The following is a 16,098-nucleotide window of genomic DNA, read 5'->3' as shown; positions in this document are numbered from 1 at the left end:
AAGGTGTTGATGTGTCCTAGGCTGCCGCCGGATTGCCCGGACGCGCCCAATCGGCCATGTCCCCGGACGCAGGTTCCGGCATGCCGAAGAACGCGGGGAACTGGCGCGCGCCCTTGCGCGTGACCGACAGAGCGCGCGAGTCCAGGTCCTTGTCGACCCAGCCGCGTTGCAGCAGCGCCTGCAGCAGGGCGGCGCCCAGCGCGCCGCCCAGGTGCGAGCGACGCTCGCTCCAGTCCAGGCAGGGGCAGGCGAAACGGCGGCGGCGCTGCCGGGCCGTGACCACGTCCACGCCCACTTGCGCCAGCGAGGCCTCGCCCAGCGGCGTCAGCGTGTAGTCGCGGCCGTCGGCGGCCAGCCATTGGCGCGCCAGCATCGCATCGTGGATGCGCACGGCCAACGTGCCCGCCATGTGGTCGTAGCAAGTGCGCGCATCGCGCAGCGCCGACGGCGTGTTGGGCTTGAAGGGCGTGCGTTCGGCGCCCGCCACGACCAGCAACGCTTCAAGCGCCTCGCCCACTTCTGCATTGGCCAGGCGGTAATAGCGATGCTTGCCCTGCACCGCCAGGTCGACCAACCCCTGTTCGCGCAGCCGCTGGAAATGGCTGCTGGCGGTGGACGCGCCGATGTCGGCGGCGGCGGCCAGTTCGGTGGCGGTGCGCGCGCGGCCGTCCAGCAGCACGCACAGCATGCGCGCGCGGGCAGGATCGGCGATGGCGCCGGCAACGGCCGAGAGATTGATGTCGGCGAACTTGGATTCCATAATTCGGCCCAGACCAAAGTGTTGTGTACAGGGACAAGCATACTGCGAGTCATCTCAACAAGACAGCCGGCGCCGCCGGCCCCCATCATGCGCAACGCCCCGCGTTTTTTCGGTTGGAACGTCCTGTATGCCACCTTCACGCTGGCCATCTTCGGCTGGGGCGTGGGCTTTTACGGGCCGCCTGTCTTCCTGCATGCCGTGGTGCAGCGCACCGGCTGGAGCGTGGCGCTGGTGTCGGCCGCGGTGACGCTGCATTTTCTGTGCGGCACCGTGGTGGTGGCCAACCTGCCGCGGCTGTACCGGCGCTGGGGCCTGCCGACGGTGACGCTGACGGGCGCCGTGTCGCTGGCGCTGGGCGTGTCCGGCTGGGCGCGGGCGGACGCGCCGTGGCAGCTGTACGCAGCCGCCCTGCTGTCGGGCATGGGCTGGGTGACCTTGGGCGCGGCGGCAGTCAATGCCCTCATCGCGCCGTGGTTCGTGCGGCGCCGCCCTGCCGCGCTGGGCATGGCCTACAACGGCGCCAGCGTGGGCGGCATTGTGTTTTCACCGCTGTGGGTATTCCTGATCGCGGGTTACGGCTTTGCGCAGGCGGCGCTATGGGTCGGCGTGGCGATGGTGCTGGTGATCGCGGTGCTGGCCCGCAAGGTGTTTTCCGTCACGCCGCAGCAGCTCGGACAATTGCCTGACGGCGCCGCGGCGGACGCACCCGTGCAAGCGGCGGTCAACACGCTGGCCCGCGTGCCCCGGCTGTGGCGCGACCGCGCCTTCCTGACGCTGGGCGCCGGCATGGCGCTGGGGCTGTTCGCGCAGATCGGCCTGATCGCGCACCTGCTGTCGCTGTTGGCGCCGCTGCTGGGCGCGCAGACCGCAGGCATCGCGATGGGGCTGGCCACCGCCAGCGCCATTGCCGGGCGCAGCCTGGTCGGCTGGTTGATGCCGCCCACCGCAGATCGCCGCAAGGTGGCTTGCGTGTCGTTTGGCGTGCAGATTGCGGGATCGCTGGTGCTGATGCTGGCCGCCGACCATATGTGGGCGGTATGGGTGGGCGTGATGCTGTTCGGCGCGGGAATCGGCAACGCGACGTCGCTGCCGCCGCTGATCGCCCAGACGGAATTCGCGCGCGAAGATGCGTTGCGGGTGGTGCCGCTGATCGTGGCATTGTCGCAAGGCGCCTACGCCTTCGCGCCGGCCGCGTTCGGCGTGCTGCGGTCGGCTTCACAGGACGCAGGCACGTCGATGTTCTGGTTCCTGGCCTTGGCGGCCTGCGTGCAGGCCGCGGCGATCGCCTGCCTGGCGTGGGGCTGCGGGGCGTCGGCGCGGCGGCCCGTGCCCGCCATGGCCTGACCGCCATGGCATCACGCAGCCGGCGCGGGCGGAGCCAGATTCAGCGAGCCCCAGCCCGGCTGCGGGCGATTCAGTCCAGGCCGCCGCGGCGCGCCACCAGGCCTGCCATGACGGCATCGCCCTGTTCGGCGGCCAGGCCCGTGGCCACACCCTGGCGGTCGGCGGGCGTACGGTTCTGGCTGACTTTCCATTTACCTTCGATGCGCGTGATGGCGATTTCGACGCCGACGATGGCGCGCATCTGCGCGGCGATGAAATCTTCGGGCGCATCTTCGACCCGCCAGGGCTGCACCCGGGCTTTTTCCTGGGCGTCCGTCAACGCGCCGATCTGCGCGCGCACCCAGGTGGGATCGTCGTGGATCACCGGCGTGCCCCAGACGTGCACGGCAACGAAATTCCAGGTGGGCACGACTTTGTGCGTCTCGGCCTTGGTGGCGTACCAGGACGGCGTGATGTAGGCCTGTGCGCCATGGAACACCACCAGGCATTGTGCCCCCGCGGCCAGTTCCTTCCATTGCGCATTGGCGCGCGCCATGTGCAGGCGCAGCACGCCGTGCGGCCCTTCGGGGTAGAGCAGACAGGGAATGTGGTTGGCCATCAGCCCCCCCTCCCCGCTGGTCGTCAGCACGCCCAGCGGATGGGCGCGGATGAAATCGTGCTGGACCTCGAGCGAATCTTCACGGAAAGCGGACGGCAGGTACATGGCGGCAATAGGCGTCGTGTCGGGGAAAAACACACGATAGCGCCAGCCTGGCTCCATAGCCAGAGCCATATAACCCCCGATTCATGGGGCCACAATACCGGCCAATGCCTTCACCAGCAGCACCGTGGTGAAACCGCTGTCCCATTCCTCGTCGGGATAGGTGTCGATTTCAGCGTAGCCGTGCTTGCGGTAGAACGCGCGGCTCTGGGTGTTGAACGTGTCGGTTTCCAGGCGGGCGTCGGCGAAGCCGGCCGCGCGCATGCCGTCTTCGGCCAGCGCCAGCAGCGCCGCGCCCACGCCGCGCCGTTGCAGGTCCGGATGCACGTGCAGCGCCCAGATGAAGTTCTTTTCCCAGTCGACCATGCCCGCCACGCGGCCGTCGACCTCGCACACGTAGAACCGCGCACCGCGCTCGGCGACGTATTGCGGAATCTTGCCCGAGTCGAGGAAATGCCGGTATTTTTCCGGCGTCATCTGCGGCTGCCAGGTGCCTTCATAGGTGCGCGTCAGCACGTCCTCGAGGGCGGCGGCATCGGCTGCGCGCGCCGGCCGGATCGTCAGGGGGGATGAGGGTTGCGTCATGCGCGGCAGTGTAGCAACTGCTCGCGGGGCTTATCGTCGGACGCGCTCGTAGGCGTGGTTCATGCGCTCGCGCGCAGACGTTTCCTGTTCGTAGGCGCGGTCGTAGGTGTCCAGGCATCCCGGCGTGGGATTGGGCCACTTGATCGCGGCGACGGCGGCGGTGAGCTCGTCCCGCGCGCGCTGCCATTCCTTGACGGCGGCGTACCACTCTTTGGTCGTGTCCATAGTTTCCTCCCTATGTGCACGGCCCCATCGTAGTCCTGCCCAGGCGGGTGCGGCTGATGCAAGCGGTGACGCGGAAGGATGAGATGCTCGGGTTTTCGGATGGCTACCGGGTGGAAACGCATCAGGCGCCGCGGCAGGACAAGACGTGTCATCGCCAGTATCGGACGCATCGCCTTTCGCAGCCAAGGTAGAATTGCGCGCCGCGGCCTCGCGGCCTGCTGCGGTCTCGCGCAAGAAATCACCCAGCGCGCCGCCGCCGATTGAACCCGCCGCCACCGCCGCGGTCATAGAAAGCCGGTCCGCATGGCCGGCCATGGGGCGGTTTGGCCGGATGGCGTTGCCGCCGGCGCCCGCGCCAACCTTGCTGCCGCCTTTCAAGGCCCGCCGCCAGCCGCCGCGAACCCCCGTTTCCTCATATCACGATGTGATGAATATTGACGTCAACCCTCACTTACCCACGGCCGCGGCAAATGCTACTGTTCCGCCTGTGCAAGGAGTACTAGCAATGGATCAGAAGACCAAGCCCTGGGCCTTTCCCAAGCCCCATCCGGAAAACACCCCGCGGGGCGAACGCAACAAACAGGAGTTCGACGCGCCCGTCGCTGAAAAAGCGCCCGTGGCCAAACCGCGCAGCAAGAAAACCGCCACCGCCGCGGCCAAGCCATGATGCGCGGCTGAACGCCGCCCACATGCCCATGCGCTCCTTCGCCATCAGCTGGCTTGCCCGTACCGCCGCGGCCGCGCTCTGCGCTGCATCCCTGACTGCCGTTGCCGCCCCCGACGTCCAGACGGGCGACCTGGTGTTCCAGCAATCTCGTTCCGCGCAAAGCCTGGCGGTGCAGCAGGCCACGCATTCGCCCTACAGCCACATGGGCATGATCGTGCTTCGGCAAGGCCGCCCCTATGTGCTGGAAGCCGCGGCCACGGTGCGCTACACGCCGCTGGCGGCCTGGGCCGCACAGGGCGAACGCGGCGCCTATGTGGTCAAGCGCCTGCGCGATGACACGCAACTGACGCCGCAACGGCGCGACCGCCTGGCCGCCATCGGCGCCACGTATACGGGCAAGCCTTATGACGCGGCGTTCGGTTGGTCGGACGACAGGATCTATTGCTCGGAACTGGTCTGGAAGATCTACCAGCGCGCGCTCGGCGTCGAAATCGGCGCACTGCAGCCGCTCAAGACCTTCGACCTGAGCGCGCCCGCCGTGCGCGCGAAGATGCGGGAACGCTACGGCGACGCCATCCCCTGGGAAGAACCGATCATCTCGCCCGCCGCGATGTTCGATTCGCCGCTGCTGCGCTCGCCCTGAATCCGGCCATGGACGCGATGCCGATCCCGTTCATGAACCCGGCCCTGCGCGGCGCAGGCAAGATCACCGGCGTCTTTTTCAGCCCTGCCAATGACATTGCCGCGGTGGCCTCGGTATTTCCGTTGCTGGCCAATCCGCGCGCGCGGGCTGCCTATGGCGGCGCCGCGTTGCGCTATCGCGTCGGCCTGTACCGGCTTGGCGAGACGACGCCCTTCGCGGTGTACGACGCGCTGCGCCTGCCGGTCAACGACGTGGCGTTTCACCCCACCGAGCCCGTCGTCGTGATCGGCGCGGGCAGCTACGACGGCGGCTATCTGTTCGAAGGCGACCTGGCCTTCTGGAACTGGCAAAGCGGCAAAATCCGGCGCCCGTACGTGGCCGTGCCCGAAGTGGTGCGCTGCCGCTACAGCGATGATGGCAGCCATGTCGTGGCGTGGGTCCGGCCGTGGGACGAAGAATGGGGCGACCGGGAATACGACGCCGACGGCGACTGGAACCAGGTGCTGGACACGTTGTTCCCCATCCAGGTGGACGATTCGGAGGCCGCGTGGCACTTGCGGTCGCCCGCGACGCTGACGCTGGACCCTGCCAGCGCCACGAGCGGCGGCGCCGTCACGCCCGACGTCGATGCCGCCCGTCGCCTGGCAGATTGGCTGACCGTGCCCGACCTGGGTTTGCGCGGCGCGATCTGGGACCTGGCGTGGCGGGATGCCGACACGCTGGTCGCCACGCACGACGATTGCCTGCTGGATCTGTACGCTGCTGACGGCCGCCTCATCGCCCGCCACGAAGGCGGTGGCCATGGCGCGGAAATCCTGCGCGCCGCCTCGATCACCGTGCATGCCATCGCCCCGCCCGATCCCGGCGACCGGTTCCGCCGCGATTCCCGTCTGTATGCGCTGCAGGGCGATGCCCTGGTCGCGCTGCGCGACTACGCCGGCCAATACACGTTTTCCATTGCCAGCGACGGCCGCGTGCTGGGACGCCAGGACCGCATGGGCCCGACGCGTCCGCTCGCCCATGACGTGCAGCTCGATGCCACGCTGACGACGGAACAACGCCTGAACATCGGCCATTACGACTGCTTCAACCACTACCTCGGCATCAACGGCGCCCCCCACCTGTTCGCCGTGCAGGGCACGCCGCCCAGCTCGCACGAAGGCAAGCACCTGTGCATCGTCCACCCGGACGGCCGCATCGAACGCCTGTGGCCGCTGCTGCCACCCGACGGCACGCACGCCAGCCACGCAATGGAATGCCGCGGCGCGTATGTCGACGACGAGCAAGGCCCGGGCGTCATCATCGCCGGCAAGCACTATTGCCCCACGGTGGACAACACATACAGCGGTTTCATCTACCGCAAGAGCCTGGCGCGCGGCGTGCTGGCATGGCGCCATGCCACCCATGCGTCGCCCACCATTGTCCTGGCCGCGGCCGGCCTGGTGATCGCGGCATTCCTGGATGGCCGGCTGATGCTGATCGACGCATTGACAGGCGGCGTGCGGCTCGATGCCAAGGTCCGCATGGCAGGCGCCGCCACCGTCATCTACGCCCTGGACGCCCGCGACGACCGCCTGGCGATCGGCACGATAGACGGGCGCATCGCCGTGGTCGGCGTGCAGGACCTGCTGGCCGCGCCGGTGACGCGCGGCGGCATCGACCTGGCTTAGAATTCCTGCCATGCACTACACCCAAGACCCCAATACGCCGCCCGCCCCGACCGTCAGCTTCGATGACTTCATGAAGGTCGACATCCGCGTGGGCACCATCATCGCTGCCGATCCGTTTCCCGAAGCGCGCAAGCCGGCCTACAAGCTGACGATCGATTTCGGCGCCGGCGTCGGCGTGAAGAAAAGCTCGGCGCAGATCACCGGCCGCTACGCCTTGGAAGACCTGCCGGGCAAGCGTGTGCTGGGCATCGTGAACTTCCCGCCGCGCCAGGTGGGCCCGGTGCGTTCCGAAGTGCTGGTGCTGGGGCTGGCCGACGACGCCGATCACACCGTGCTGGTGACGCCCGAACTGAACGTGCCCAATGGAGCGCGGCTGACCTGAGCCGGGCGCCCGGCCGTGTCACACCCGTGCCACGCGCCTTTTGGTAAACTGGCGTTCCTCTTTGGGGAGTAGCCTCTTCCGGCCCCGTCCGGAAGCGTTTGCGTCAACATTCTTGGCCCCCCTGGCCATGGCGCAGACAACCGATACGGTTTGGCGAGACCATGGACTTTTCCGTAGCTTCTGACCGGGCGATAGGGAAAAAGTCTATGCGTTTCGCCCGGTCGGAGCTTCTCTCGCATGAATGCCCTTTCCACGATCGTCCTGGCCTTCGCCATGTCCACCGACGCCTTCGCCGCCGCGGTCGGCAAAGGCGCTGCGCTGCATAAACCCCGCTTGTCCGAAGCCCTGCGCACCGGCCTGATCTTCGGTGTGATCGAAGCGATCACACCCGTGATTGGCTGGGCCCTGGGTTCCATGGCCGCGAAGTTCGTGCAGGACTGGGACCATTGGATTGCGTTCGGCATGCTCTGTATCCTGGGCGCGATGATGATCCGCAATGGCCTGGGCGCCGACAAGGAAGAAGCCGCCCCCGTCGGCCGCCATTCGTTCTGGCTGCTGGCCGCCACCGGTTTTGCCACCAGCATCGACGCCATGGCGGTGGGCGTGAGCCTGGCCTTCATCGACAACAACATCGTCGTCACCGCGCTGGCCATCGGCCTGGCCACCATGCTGATGGTGACCCTGGGCGTCATGATCGGCCGCCTGGTGGGCAACGTCGCCGGCAAGCGCGCGGAAGTGCTGGGGGGACTGGCGCTGATCGGGATCGGGGCCACTATTCTGTACGAGCACTTGAAGGCCTGATGCCTGGGCTATGTGCCCAGGCGAATGGCCCAAGCACGGCGATCAGCAGCAGGAATCCCACCTGCCCCAGGTAGAAGGTTTCCAACCACTGATGATGCGCAGCGACGTAGACGCTGTTGTGCAAGACGTCGATCAGGATCAGGATCGCCGCGCAGGCGATCCCGACCCTGGGCTTGCGCAGCACCAGCACGGCCACCACAGGGTCCAGCACCGTCAGCGCCGCCCAGAACAGCCGACTGCCCAACGGGGCATCGCCGTAGCCATAGTCCCATAGCCAACCGAAATGCAGGCCTGAATAGAGATGGTTAGCCGTGCCGATGAGCAGGCAGGCGGCGAAGAGGAGGCGGATGGCGAGGGCCAGTGAAGCGTGTTTCATGCACCGGCATTAGAACTCAATCGCGGCCCCTCTGATCCCTCCCGCTACACCTCGCTGGCCCTCATCACCGGCACGGCTTGCGCCTTGCCCCGGCGCACGCGCGGGGCGATGCGCTTCGCCCAGAAGGCGGTCAGCATGGGCACGAGCAAGGCGGTGATGACCACGCATGCCGCGACCAGGGCGGTCGCTGCCGGCGCCCACGGCTGGAACTGCGGCGCGGCGGCGGCGACCAGGCTGGGGGTGGCCGCGGCGGCGCCTGCCGTGCTGGACGCGGCCACACCCGCCGTGCCGCGGCCGCCGCCGATCAGGATGTCGGAAATCACCAGCGCCACGCCCGACGCCAGCATCACGCCCACCGCCACCACGATGCCCAGCAAGCCGGTATCCAGGATGACGGACAGATTGATGGTGTTGCCCAGCGCAAAGGCGAAGAACGGGATCAGCATGCGTGGCCCGCGGCTGAAGAAATCGCGCAGGTCTTCGTCCAGGTTGCCGAGCGCAAAGCCGATCAGGAACGGAATCACGACGCCGACCAGGTGATGCGGCTCGAACGCGGCCAAGCCCGTGGTGCCCAGGATGATCATGGTCATCAGCGGACCGGATTCCATGCCGATCAAGACGGATGCGCCGGCCTCTTCGCGCGTGCCGTATTCCTCCATCAAAGACGCGAACAGGCCCGCGTTGGTCATGTCCAGCGCGGCCACCAGCGCCAGCACCGACAGGCCGGCGAAAAAGCCGGTGGCGATGCCGCCTTCCGGCAGCCAGTGCGACGCCAGCAAGGCCACCACCCACGCCAGGCCAAGCTTGGCGCCGATCAGCGCGCCTGACTTGCGCAGCACGGTGCCGGTGGCGCGCAGGTTGATCGACGCGCCCAGGCAGAACAGCCAGACGGCAAGGATGGGCACGACGCCGGTGATCAGGCCGTTGGTGAACGAGCCGAAATACTTGCCGGTATCGGGCCAGAAGGTGTGCAGCGCGGACCCGAGCAGCAGCGGTACGAGCATCATGCCGCCGGGAATCCGTTCGATCGAACGCTTGATTTTCATGTTGTCTCCGTTGTGGCGCGTGACTGACGCGCGCCTTTATTTTTCTAATGAAATCAATTTTCATTGAAAAATACCATAGGGAAAGCCCGAAACCGGCGTATTCAGGCCTATGACAACGGGTAATTACCTAGTCATTCATCAAAAACCGGGCGGTTATTTATTTTATTGATGAAAATTATTTTTATTAATGAAATTAAAAATTCATCAACGGTACTGGAGCGTGATCGTGACCATGCCGTTGGCATCGCCCGGCGTGACATGGGACGACACTTGGTAGTACCTGGCGCTGTACACCAGGTCCCAACCGGGCCCCTGGCTGCCATGGTCGATCATCGTGCCCAACGGCACCACGTTGTTGGCCCCATCAAGCAGCTGGATCGCCACCCCTGCGGCCCCTCCCGATACCCCCAACAGCCCGCGGCTGGCGTCCAGCACCCGGTCACTACTCACCGTCACGCCGACGCTGGTGCCGGCGACGCAGGACAGTCCCAGGTTGAAAACCTTGGAAGGCGTTGTGGCGCCCACGCTGCGAAAGTGGCCAACCGTGAACTGCCCGATCGAAATTGTCCTGTCCCCCCCTGCCGTCGCCTGGCACCCGGCCGGCGTGGGGTTGATGTCGATATTTACCGGCCCGCTGCACCACGAATGCGATGCAGGATGATCGGTATTGACCGGCACCGAAGCGCCTGCCCAGACCTGACCACGCATCGCACCGTCAGGGCGGTAGACCGCAGTGCAGGAACCGCCCCCACGAACCTGGCACTGCACCGCCGCGCCGTTGACCGAACGCAGCATACGGTTGTCAGCCGTGTAAAGCGTGACCCACGGCTGCGCACCGTCCGTCGAACTTGCCTGCGAGAGCAAGAAAGTCACCGCGGTTCGCGTCTGCTGGGCCACCGACACGCCGACGGTTTGCGCCCCGCAGCTGAAGGGGGCCGCCCACCCCGGCAATGGAAAACCCGCGCCGCACATGGTCACAGCGCTCACGCACAAGGCCAACCAGGCGGCAGACTTTGGGCTTGTCATCGCGGACGGACGGCGCAAAGTCACCAGGCCTATCGGTACGTGACGGTGAATGTGGCCGAACCATTGGCCTCACCCGTGCCGATATTCACTTCGGTTCGGTAATAGCGGGCGTAATACTGCACATCCCAGGTCAAGCCATGGGCTTTGCCCTGATCATCGACGACCCCCAGCTTCACCGGCATCTTCTTGTCATTGAGAAGTTGGATACCCACGCCGGTCGCGCCACCCGTGACGCCGATCACACCGTTGATTGCATCCAGGATGTGTGTCGACGAAGGCGTTACCAGCACCTGGACATCGGTAGAGGGACAACGGATGCCCAGCGAGAAATTGACCTCGGAAACGGTAGAACCAATCGGCGACGCGAATTCGCTGATGTTATGCGTACCCATGGGCACATTGATGATCGGATTCAGGATGGCGCATGACGCGGCCTGGATCTTGCCAGTGAAGCGCGCAGTCACCACGTCAGCGTGAACGGGTACTGAAAGACCCAGCAATACGCACGCGGCGGCGGCCGCCTGGAAAGGGCGCGATCCAATGATGGTGTTTGTGGTCATGGTGCTTTTCCTTAAGAAGATGATTAGTCAATCGCGGACCTGCACATCGCATCAGCACGCTGGAATCGCGCGCCTTCATCGATTGGTTTCTTCAACGCGTATTGCGCGTCGCACTGCATTCCCTGGGCCTGACCCCAACGTATGTGAATCGCGCCTTGTTCCGCAGCGCCTGAAATGAAGGCCTGGCCATCCTGCCCCACCACCCCGACCTCCTTGCCGCTGGCATCGTCGATCAACGATCCGAATGGCGGCGCATTGCCGTGCGCGTCGTGGATATCAAGCATGACGCGATAGCCGACCGTGGTGTTGTAGCTGGCCCTAACCACCGCGCCGCGCGTCGGTATCACCTCAACCGCGGCATTCGTGACATCCACGCTGTTGCCCAGGTCTTCCGTCTGCAGGGCAACACGATTGCTGCGGTAAGGCTGCACATACGGCACCACTGTCTGCCCCTCCGCATCGGTGCGCACCGCGGTATAGCCATTCACCCCTACGCCCGCTGCGCCAGGCGCGTCCACCAACGCCACCGTTTCGCCCAGATACTGCGACAAGGTCACGCCCCGGCCGTGCGCCACCAGCCCTCCCTGGAAGCCCAGCGTGGTCTGTCCGTAGCCGCGGCCTTGAGAGCGCCCGACATCCACCCGAGCCGCCCGCCCCTGATAACTGGCCGAGGCGCTGCCATTCGGGCCGCCCCCGTCGTTGGACTGCCCGCCCGTCACGGAATACGAGAACCGGTTGTCATCCCATGCGGAACCGAAGACGGTGGCCTGGTTATTCAACCGTCCGTCCGAGTCGGTCGTCAGGCTGTATTGCGCCGTCGCCTTGGTCGACCCGATGGGAATCTGCAAGGTCAGCATGAATTGCCGGTCCGACGGTTCGGCGCCCATTTGCGTGTAGTTGACATACACCCCGATCGCGACCTGCTTGTAGGCCGTGTTGTAGCCAAGCTGCAGCGTCCTCTCAGCGGCACCGCCCTGCCAATACGTTTCGTTCCTGGCAGTCACATAGGCATAGCCCCACCCACCCAGCTGCTGGCTGACTTGGCCTTCGATGCGGCCGCGCCGGGCATGGCGGTTCATGTCATGACGCATGCCATCCGCACTGCGCGCACCCGGCTCCGCGGTCTCGGAAAACGTACGAAAGCCCGACGTGGAATAGCGATAGCCGAGCAGGCGAAAATCCGTGCCGACTGCGGCGAAGGACTTCGCATACAGCAAACGCAACGATTGCCCGCCAGACCACCTGCTGTCCTGCGCTTTGCCGCGCGCCCAGGTGGTATCGAAAGACACAGCGCCCAAGTCGCCCAGGTTCTTGCCCACGCCCACCAGCCCGGACTGGTACACACTTGAGCCGATCACGCCGCCATACAAGGAAAAGCCATAGAGCAGCCCCCGCGCGACCGTGGCCTGCGTGAAGCTCGGCTGGCTGGCGCGGGTAAAGCCCGACCGGTATTTCCCGGAGGTGGCGCTGTAGCGCCAAACGCCCTCACGCAGCAACGTGGGCACCGCCGAGAATGGCTGCATGAAACGGGTCTCGCGGCCGTTTGCCTCGGTTACCACCACTTCCAGGTCGCCGCTGGATGCCGTGGGGTATAGATCGTCGATCGCAAACGGACCGGGAGCCACGTATTTGGTGTAGATGATGTAGCCGTTCTGGCGCACCACCACCTTGGCATTGGATTGCGCGATACCGCGAATGACAGGTGCATAGCCTTGCAGGCTGTCCGGCAACATCTGATCGTCCGAAGAAAGTTGAACTCCGCGGAACTGGATGCCGTCGAAAAGATCGCTGGGCGACGTGCCGTCGCCCAACAGCAGACTCCCACGGATGGCGCCGATGTCTCGCTGCGCATACGTTTGCACCGCACGCCAGGTCGAGACCCCCATCATGTCCCGGTTGTAGGTCGAAAAATGCCGTACCCGCCAGGCGCCCAGATTCACGCCGCCACGCACCGAGCCGAAATAGGTGCTCTCGGCCGAGGTGCCCGAATAATCGCTTCGACTGCTGTTCGCATAGTTCAATTGATAATTCAGAATCGCAGCATTGATGCCGTTATCCCAGCGCTCCCTGGCAACACTGCCGCGCGCAAGATTGATCATTGCCGCCTGCGGAATACTGATGGACAGCATCTGCGTCGCCGCGTCGTAATCGATCAATGATTCAGGTATGGATTTCTCCAGATCAACGCAGTCCTGTTCGGCAACAGCGCCAATGGCAGGGAAAGCCTGGATATTCAGTCTCCAGGCCAGCAGTTGGCCACGGGTGAGGCAGGGTTTTGCATCGCCCTGTCCCGCCGTGACAAAGCGCACCTCTTCTTGCCCCACCAATACCTGATTGACCAGCACATCCACGCGGTACCTGCCGGGAAGCACCCGATTACCCTTGCTGAACAGCGACAGGTCAGCTGACTGCGCGCCATTGATCTCCAGAAATCCTGAATTGAATTGCACGTCGTCCGAATCCGCCGCCCCCGCGGCGGGATCAGGCTCGGCGCATGCTGTCGGCGCGACCAGAACCGTCAATAGCGATACCCCGACCCACTTTGACAACGAGCCGCCGCGACGAGCCCAACGTCCCGCCCAGGCGAACGCCGCACCGACGGAGCGCATAGTCATGGCGGCTCAACGCCCCGGCGCGTCCGTCGACGAGTCGTCGGCGACCAGACGCCCCTGTGCGTCAAGCACCAACGACGTCTTCGGCGTCATCGCCCCAAAGTCGTTGATCGTTGTGTAAGTGACGCGGGTGGTCCCGTTGCGCACTGCGAATTTAAGCGGCACGTTCAACGATTGCGACGGCGCGATCATGTCGGGCTTGTAGTCTTCCCGATCGGCCCCACTGACGATATTGAGCGTGGCAATAGTGACGTGATACGACGAAGGGTTGTCGATCCTGAGCGCCATCCGCCCGCCTTGCGTGCCGGGCACGAATGACCACCTCAACTGAGACGGCGCGCGATCTGCTTGCCCAGGCAGACCTGATGGACGGTAGAAAAGCTTGATGCGAGTGCGCATGGCGATCTGAAGCGTGTTTTCCGCCGAGCTCTTGGGCGGAATTTCCTTCACGTTCAACCAGTAAACCGATTCCTGGTCAGGGCGAATGCCATCCCCGGCACGCAGGATGCGCAATATGTTTTCCTTGCCGGGGTCCAGGCGCGACAGCGGTGGCGTGACGAAAAGAGGGGTCTGATTGTTACCCTCGCCCGCATCGATCCAGGCCTGAACCACGTACGGCGTCTTGTCGTCATTCTTGATGGAAACCGAAGCTTGCTGTTTCGCTTCTTCAAATACCACCCGCGTCCCTCCCACCATCACGGCGGCCGCTGCCGTATTGATCAATGGAAAGAAAAAACCCCAGGCAACGCAGAAAATCAGAAGGCGAGCTTGGTTCATGTCGGTTCTGTCCTAATAAACAGGCAATAGCCGTCCCGCTGCGCATCGCAATGCGCAGTCACTGACAGTTATTGGGATTGGCCGGCCCGGCTACCGGCCAGGAGAATACGCCGTCCGAGGCGTCGGGTTTACTGGTATGCGACCGTGAATTGCGCGGTGGCGTTGGCCGTGCCTGCCGTCACCGCCGAGCCGCCACCCACCGGACTGTCGGCGGTTTGAATGTAGGCGGCCTGGAACTGCAGGTGGTTGTCACCCTGAAGCACACTGTATTCACCGGAATTGGAGCCCACCTGAATGGCAGCGCCAGCGGAGTCCTGCAATTGAATCGCAATGCCCTTGGCGACCGAGGAGATCACTTCGCCCGCGCCGATCCGCAGATTGCCGTCGGCGTCGGAGATGCCATCGAAGCGCACGCTCGCGGTCTTGTCGGCACTGCAGCGCAACAAGCCGATGGTGAATTTGGCCGGTACGGTCTTGGAGCCTTTGGCGGTGAACGACGCGGTGTTCCAACTTCCCATATTGATGGTCATGTTCTGGCTGACCGGAGAAATGGCGCAGGGCGAGGCGTTCACCTGACCGTGGAAACTGATATTGCCGTCCGCGGCCAACGCCGTTCCGTCAACGAAGGCGCCACTGACGCCCACTGCAATCACCAAGCGTTTCGTGAAGTTTTTCATGATCGATTTTTTCCCCGTTGAATCCAGACAAAGGAAATACCGATGAATATTCAATCCGGTGACACATTTCGTACAGCGCCGCTGCGGCGCGGCCGGGATTGTTTTCGGTATTTTCAGATGCCAGCCCTGGCTGTCTTGAAGGGCTTACCGGCAACGAAAATATAGTTCAGCCCACCCACCGGCTGAGCTAAGAGAAATCCTAAACTGCGCGGCGCCACATGCTTGGGAAGCCAAAATCGACGCCTTCACCACGCCTGCGCCAATGTAACAACCGATAGGAATAATCTGAAAACAACGATAATTTTCGTACATACGCTCGCGGCCAGCAGCATGATGGGTGTCCCACCATAAGCAGGCGGAGTTGTCCCGTGAAATACGAATTCGTTATTGCTGATGATCATCCAATTATCTTGGCCGGAGTTGGCCTAGTCATTCGCCAGCTTCCCGGGTGTCAGCTGGTGGCGCAAGCCTCCAATGGCAAGGAACTGATGGACGTGCTGGCCAGGCACACCTGCGACGTCTTGATTGCAGATTACTCAATGCCGAACAGCTCATATCCCGACGGCCTGGCCTTGCTCGCTTTCGTGCGCCGCCGTTACCCGAAGATTCGAGTCATAATTTTCACGATGGTCGACAACCCCCTGCTGATCCACAGAATGTTTGAGTTGGAAGTGTCTGGACTGCTGAGCAAAATGGACTCGTTCGAACATATCGAGAACGCGTTGCACGCACTCGATGGCAATGAGCCTTACTGTTCACCCATCATTCGAAAAATTCTGCAGTCGTACAAAAGCAGCCGGCTTGATCCGCATCCGATCGAGCGTTTATCACCCCGGGAGCTGGAAGTGCTGAGACTCTGCGCCTCGGGGCTGCCCGTAGGAAAAGTCGCCGAACAGCTACGCCGCAGCATCAAGACCATCAGCACGCAGAAAACCACCGCAATGAAAAAGCTGGGCTTCGCCAATGATGCGGATTTGTACAGCGCCATCTTCGAACACAAGCTGCTCAAAAACATCGCTATCTGACACAGAAAAACCAATGAAAAAAGGCGCCCGGGTTTGACCTGGGCGCCTTTCTTCATTGAATTCGGTGGGGTGGCTGATGGGACTCGAACCCACGACAACTGGAATCACAATCCAGGACTCTACCAACTGAGCTACAGCCACCACTGGTTTCTTTACTGCTGAATCATTGCTGCCTTGGCTTTCAAAGCACCCACCTTGCGGGTGTTTTTCCTGCGGCTTCAA

Annotated in this window: 18 protein-coding genes, 1 tRNA gene and 1 riboswitch; of the genes, 7 read left to right on the top strand and 12 right to left on the bottom strand. The window is 64.0% G+C overall.

Translation table 11 applies throughout. The annotated features are described in order from the left end of the window. Positions 1 to 16: 16 nt before the first annotated feature. Positions 17 to 760, bottom strand: coding sequence for an ArsR/SmtB family transcription factor (locus tag HV798_RS12915; protein WP_175192764.1), 744 nt, complete (start codon positions 758 to 760; stop codon positions 17 to 19). 87 nt (positions 761 to 847) lie between these two features. Here HV798_RS12915 and HV798_RS12910 point away from each other — a divergent pair, with 87 nt between their 5' ends. Then, positions 848 to 2,104 (top strand): MFS transporter, encoded by a 1,257-nt coding sequence (locus HV798_RS12910; protein ID WP_175192765.1) that lies wholly within the window; start codon positions 848 to 850, stop codon positions 2,102 to 2,104. Between the two features lie 70 nt (positions 2,105 to 2,174). On the opposite strand, the gene HV798_RS12905 is transcribed toward HV798_RS12910, so the two are convergent. The 3 genes from HV798_RS12905 to HV798_RS12895 all read right to left on the bottom strand — a co-directional run bounded on the left by HV798_RS12905 (position 2,175) and on the right by HV798_RS12895 (position 3,614). Continuing rightward, positions 2,175 to 2,807 carry an FMN-binding negative transcriptional regulator gene (locus tag HV798_RS12905; RefSeq protein WP_175192876.1) on the bottom strand — a complete coding sequence of 211 codons (633 nt, stop codon included), beginning with the start codon at positions 2,805 to 2,807 and terminating at the stop codon, positions 2,175 to 2,177. Between the two features lie 81 nt (positions 2,808 to 2,888). After that, complete coding sequence (locus tag HV798_RS12900; RefSeq protein WP_175192766.1) at positions 2,889 to 3,389, bottom strand: GNAT family N-acetyltransferase; 501 nt, start codon at positions 3,387 to 3,389, stop codon at positions 2,889 to 2,891. A 30-nt stretch (positions 3,390 to 3,419) separates the two neighbouring features. Beyond that, positions 3,420 to 3,614, bottom strand: coding sequence for a hypothetical protein (locus HV798_RS12895; protein ID WP_175192767.1), 195 nt, complete (start codon positions 3,612 to 3,614; stop codon positions 3,420 to 3,422). Positions 3,615 to 4,119: 505 nt separating this feature from the next. On the opposite strand from HV798_RS12895, the gene HV798_RS12890 reads away from it, so the two are divergent. The 5 genes from HV798_RS12890 to mntP all read left to right on the top strand — a co-directional run bounded on the left by HV798_RS12890 (position 4,120) and on the right by mntP (position 7,777). Further along, positions 4,120 to 4,281 (top strand): hypothetical protein, encoded by a 162-nt coding sequence (locus HV798_RS12890; RefSeq protein WP_175192768.1) that lies wholly within the window; start codon positions 4,120 to 4,122, stop codon positions 4,279 to 4,281. Positions 4,282 to 4,303: 22 nt separating this feature from the next. Beyond that, the gene (locus tag HV798_RS12885) at positions 4,304 to 4,924 is read left to right on the top strand and encodes a YiiX family permuted papain-like enzyme (protein ID WP_246288751.1); all 621 of its coding nucleotides are present in this window, start codon (positions 4,304 to 4,306) and stop codon (positions 4,922 to 4,924) included. 8 nt (positions 4,925 to 4,932) lie between these two features. After that, complete coding sequence (locus HV798_RS12880; RefSeq protein ID WP_175192769.1) at positions 4,933 to 6,594, top strand: PQQ-binding-like beta-propeller repeat protein; 1,662 nt, start codon at positions 4,933 to 4,935, stop codon at positions 6,592 to 6,594. Between the two features lie 10 nt (positions 6,595 to 6,604). Next, positions 6,605 to 6,976: a tRNA-binding protein gene (locus HV798_RS12875; protein ID WP_175192770.1), complete on the top strand. Its 372-nt coding sequence runs from the start codon at positions 6,605 to 6,607 to the stop codon at positions 6,974 to 6,976. A gap of 56 nt (positions 6,977 to 7,032) precedes the next feature. Next, positions 7,033 to 7,202: riboswitch (yybP-ykoY riboswitch) on the top strand. An 11-nt stretch (positions 7,203 to 7,213) separates the two neighbouring features. Further along, a complete protein-coding gene (gene mntP / locus HV798_RS12870) occupies positions 7,214 to 7,777 on the top strand; it encodes a manganese efflux pump MntP (RefSeq protein ID WP_025138056.1) in 564 nt (187 codons plus the stop codon). Here mntP and HV798_RS12865 read toward each other — a convergent pair. From HV798_RS12865 to HV798_RS12835, 7 genes are all read right to left on the bottom strand, one after another. Then, entirely contained in the window at positions 7,749 to 8,153 is a 405-nt protein-coding gene (locus HV798_RS12865; protein ID WP_175192771.1) for a hypothetical protein, read from the bottom strand. The genes mntP and HV798_RS12865 overlap by 29 nt on opposite strands. Positions 8,154 to 8,197: 44 nt before the next feature. Further along, on the bottom strand, positions 8,198 to 9,199 hold the full coding sequence (kdgT, locus tag HV798_RS12860) for a 2-keto-3-deoxygluconate transporter (protein WP_175192772.1): 1,002 nt from the start codon (positions 9,197 to 9,199) through the stop codon (positions 8,198 to 8,200). Between the two features lie 204 nt (positions 9,200 to 9,403). Then, positions 9,404 to 10,186 carry a fimbrial protein gene (locus tag HV798_RS12855; protein ID WP_175192773.1) on the bottom strand — a complete coding sequence of 261 codons (783 nt, stop codon included), beginning with the start codon at positions 10,184 to 10,186 and terminating at the stop codon, positions 9,404 to 9,406. A gap of 68 nt (positions 10,187 to 10,254) precedes the next feature. Continuing rightward, entirely contained in the window at positions 10,255 to 10,785 is a 531-nt protein-coding gene (locus HV798_RS12850; RefSeq protein WP_175192774.1) for a fimbrial protein, read from the bottom strand. Positions 10,786 to 10,808: 23 nt separating this feature from the next. Then, positions 10,809 to 13,400 carry a fimbria/pilus outer membrane usher protein gene (locus tag HV798_RS12845; protein ID WP_175192775.1) on the bottom strand — a complete coding sequence of 864 codons (2,592 nt, stop codon included), beginning with the start codon at positions 13,398 to 13,400 and terminating at the stop codon, positions 10,809 to 10,811. 6 nt (positions 13,401 to 13,406) lie between these two features. Beyond that, positions 13,407 to 14,174, bottom strand: a complete 768-nt coding sequence (locus HV798_RS12840; protein ID WP_175192776.1) for a fimbrial biogenesis chaperone — start codon at positions 14,172 to 14,174, stop codon at positions 13,407 to 13,409. 128 nt (positions 14,175 to 14,302) lie between these two features. Beyond that, entirely contained in the window at positions 14,303 to 14,851 is a 549-nt protein-coding gene (locus HV798_RS12835) for a fimbrial protein (RefSeq protein WP_175192777.1), read from the bottom strand. 368 nt (positions 14,852 to 15,219) lie between these two features. Here HV798_RS12835 and HV798_RS12830 point away from each other — a divergent pair, with 368 nt between their 5' ends. Next, positions 15,220 to 15,876 (top strand): response regulator, encoded by a 657-nt coding sequence (locus HV798_RS12830; protein WP_175192778.1) that lies wholly within the window; start codon positions 15,220 to 15,222, stop codon positions 15,874 to 15,876. A gap of 65 nt (positions 15,877 to 15,941) precedes the next feature. Here the strand turns inward: HV798_RS12830 and HV798_RS12825 are convergent. Further along, positions 15,942 to 16,017 (bottom strand) — tRNA-His (locus tag HV798_RS12825). Positions 16,018 to 16,098: the final 81 nt, after the last annotated feature.

The sequence above is a fragment of the Achromobacter deleyi genome, from assembly GCF_902859705.1.
In the GTDB taxonomy this organism is placed as follows: Bacteria; Pseudomonadota; Gammaproteobacteria; order Burkholderiales; family Burkholderiaceae_B; genus Achromobacter; species Achromobacter deleyi.
The sequence above is the reverse complement of the archived record's forward strand: the minus strand, read 5'-3'. Positions and strand labels throughout refer to the sequence as shown.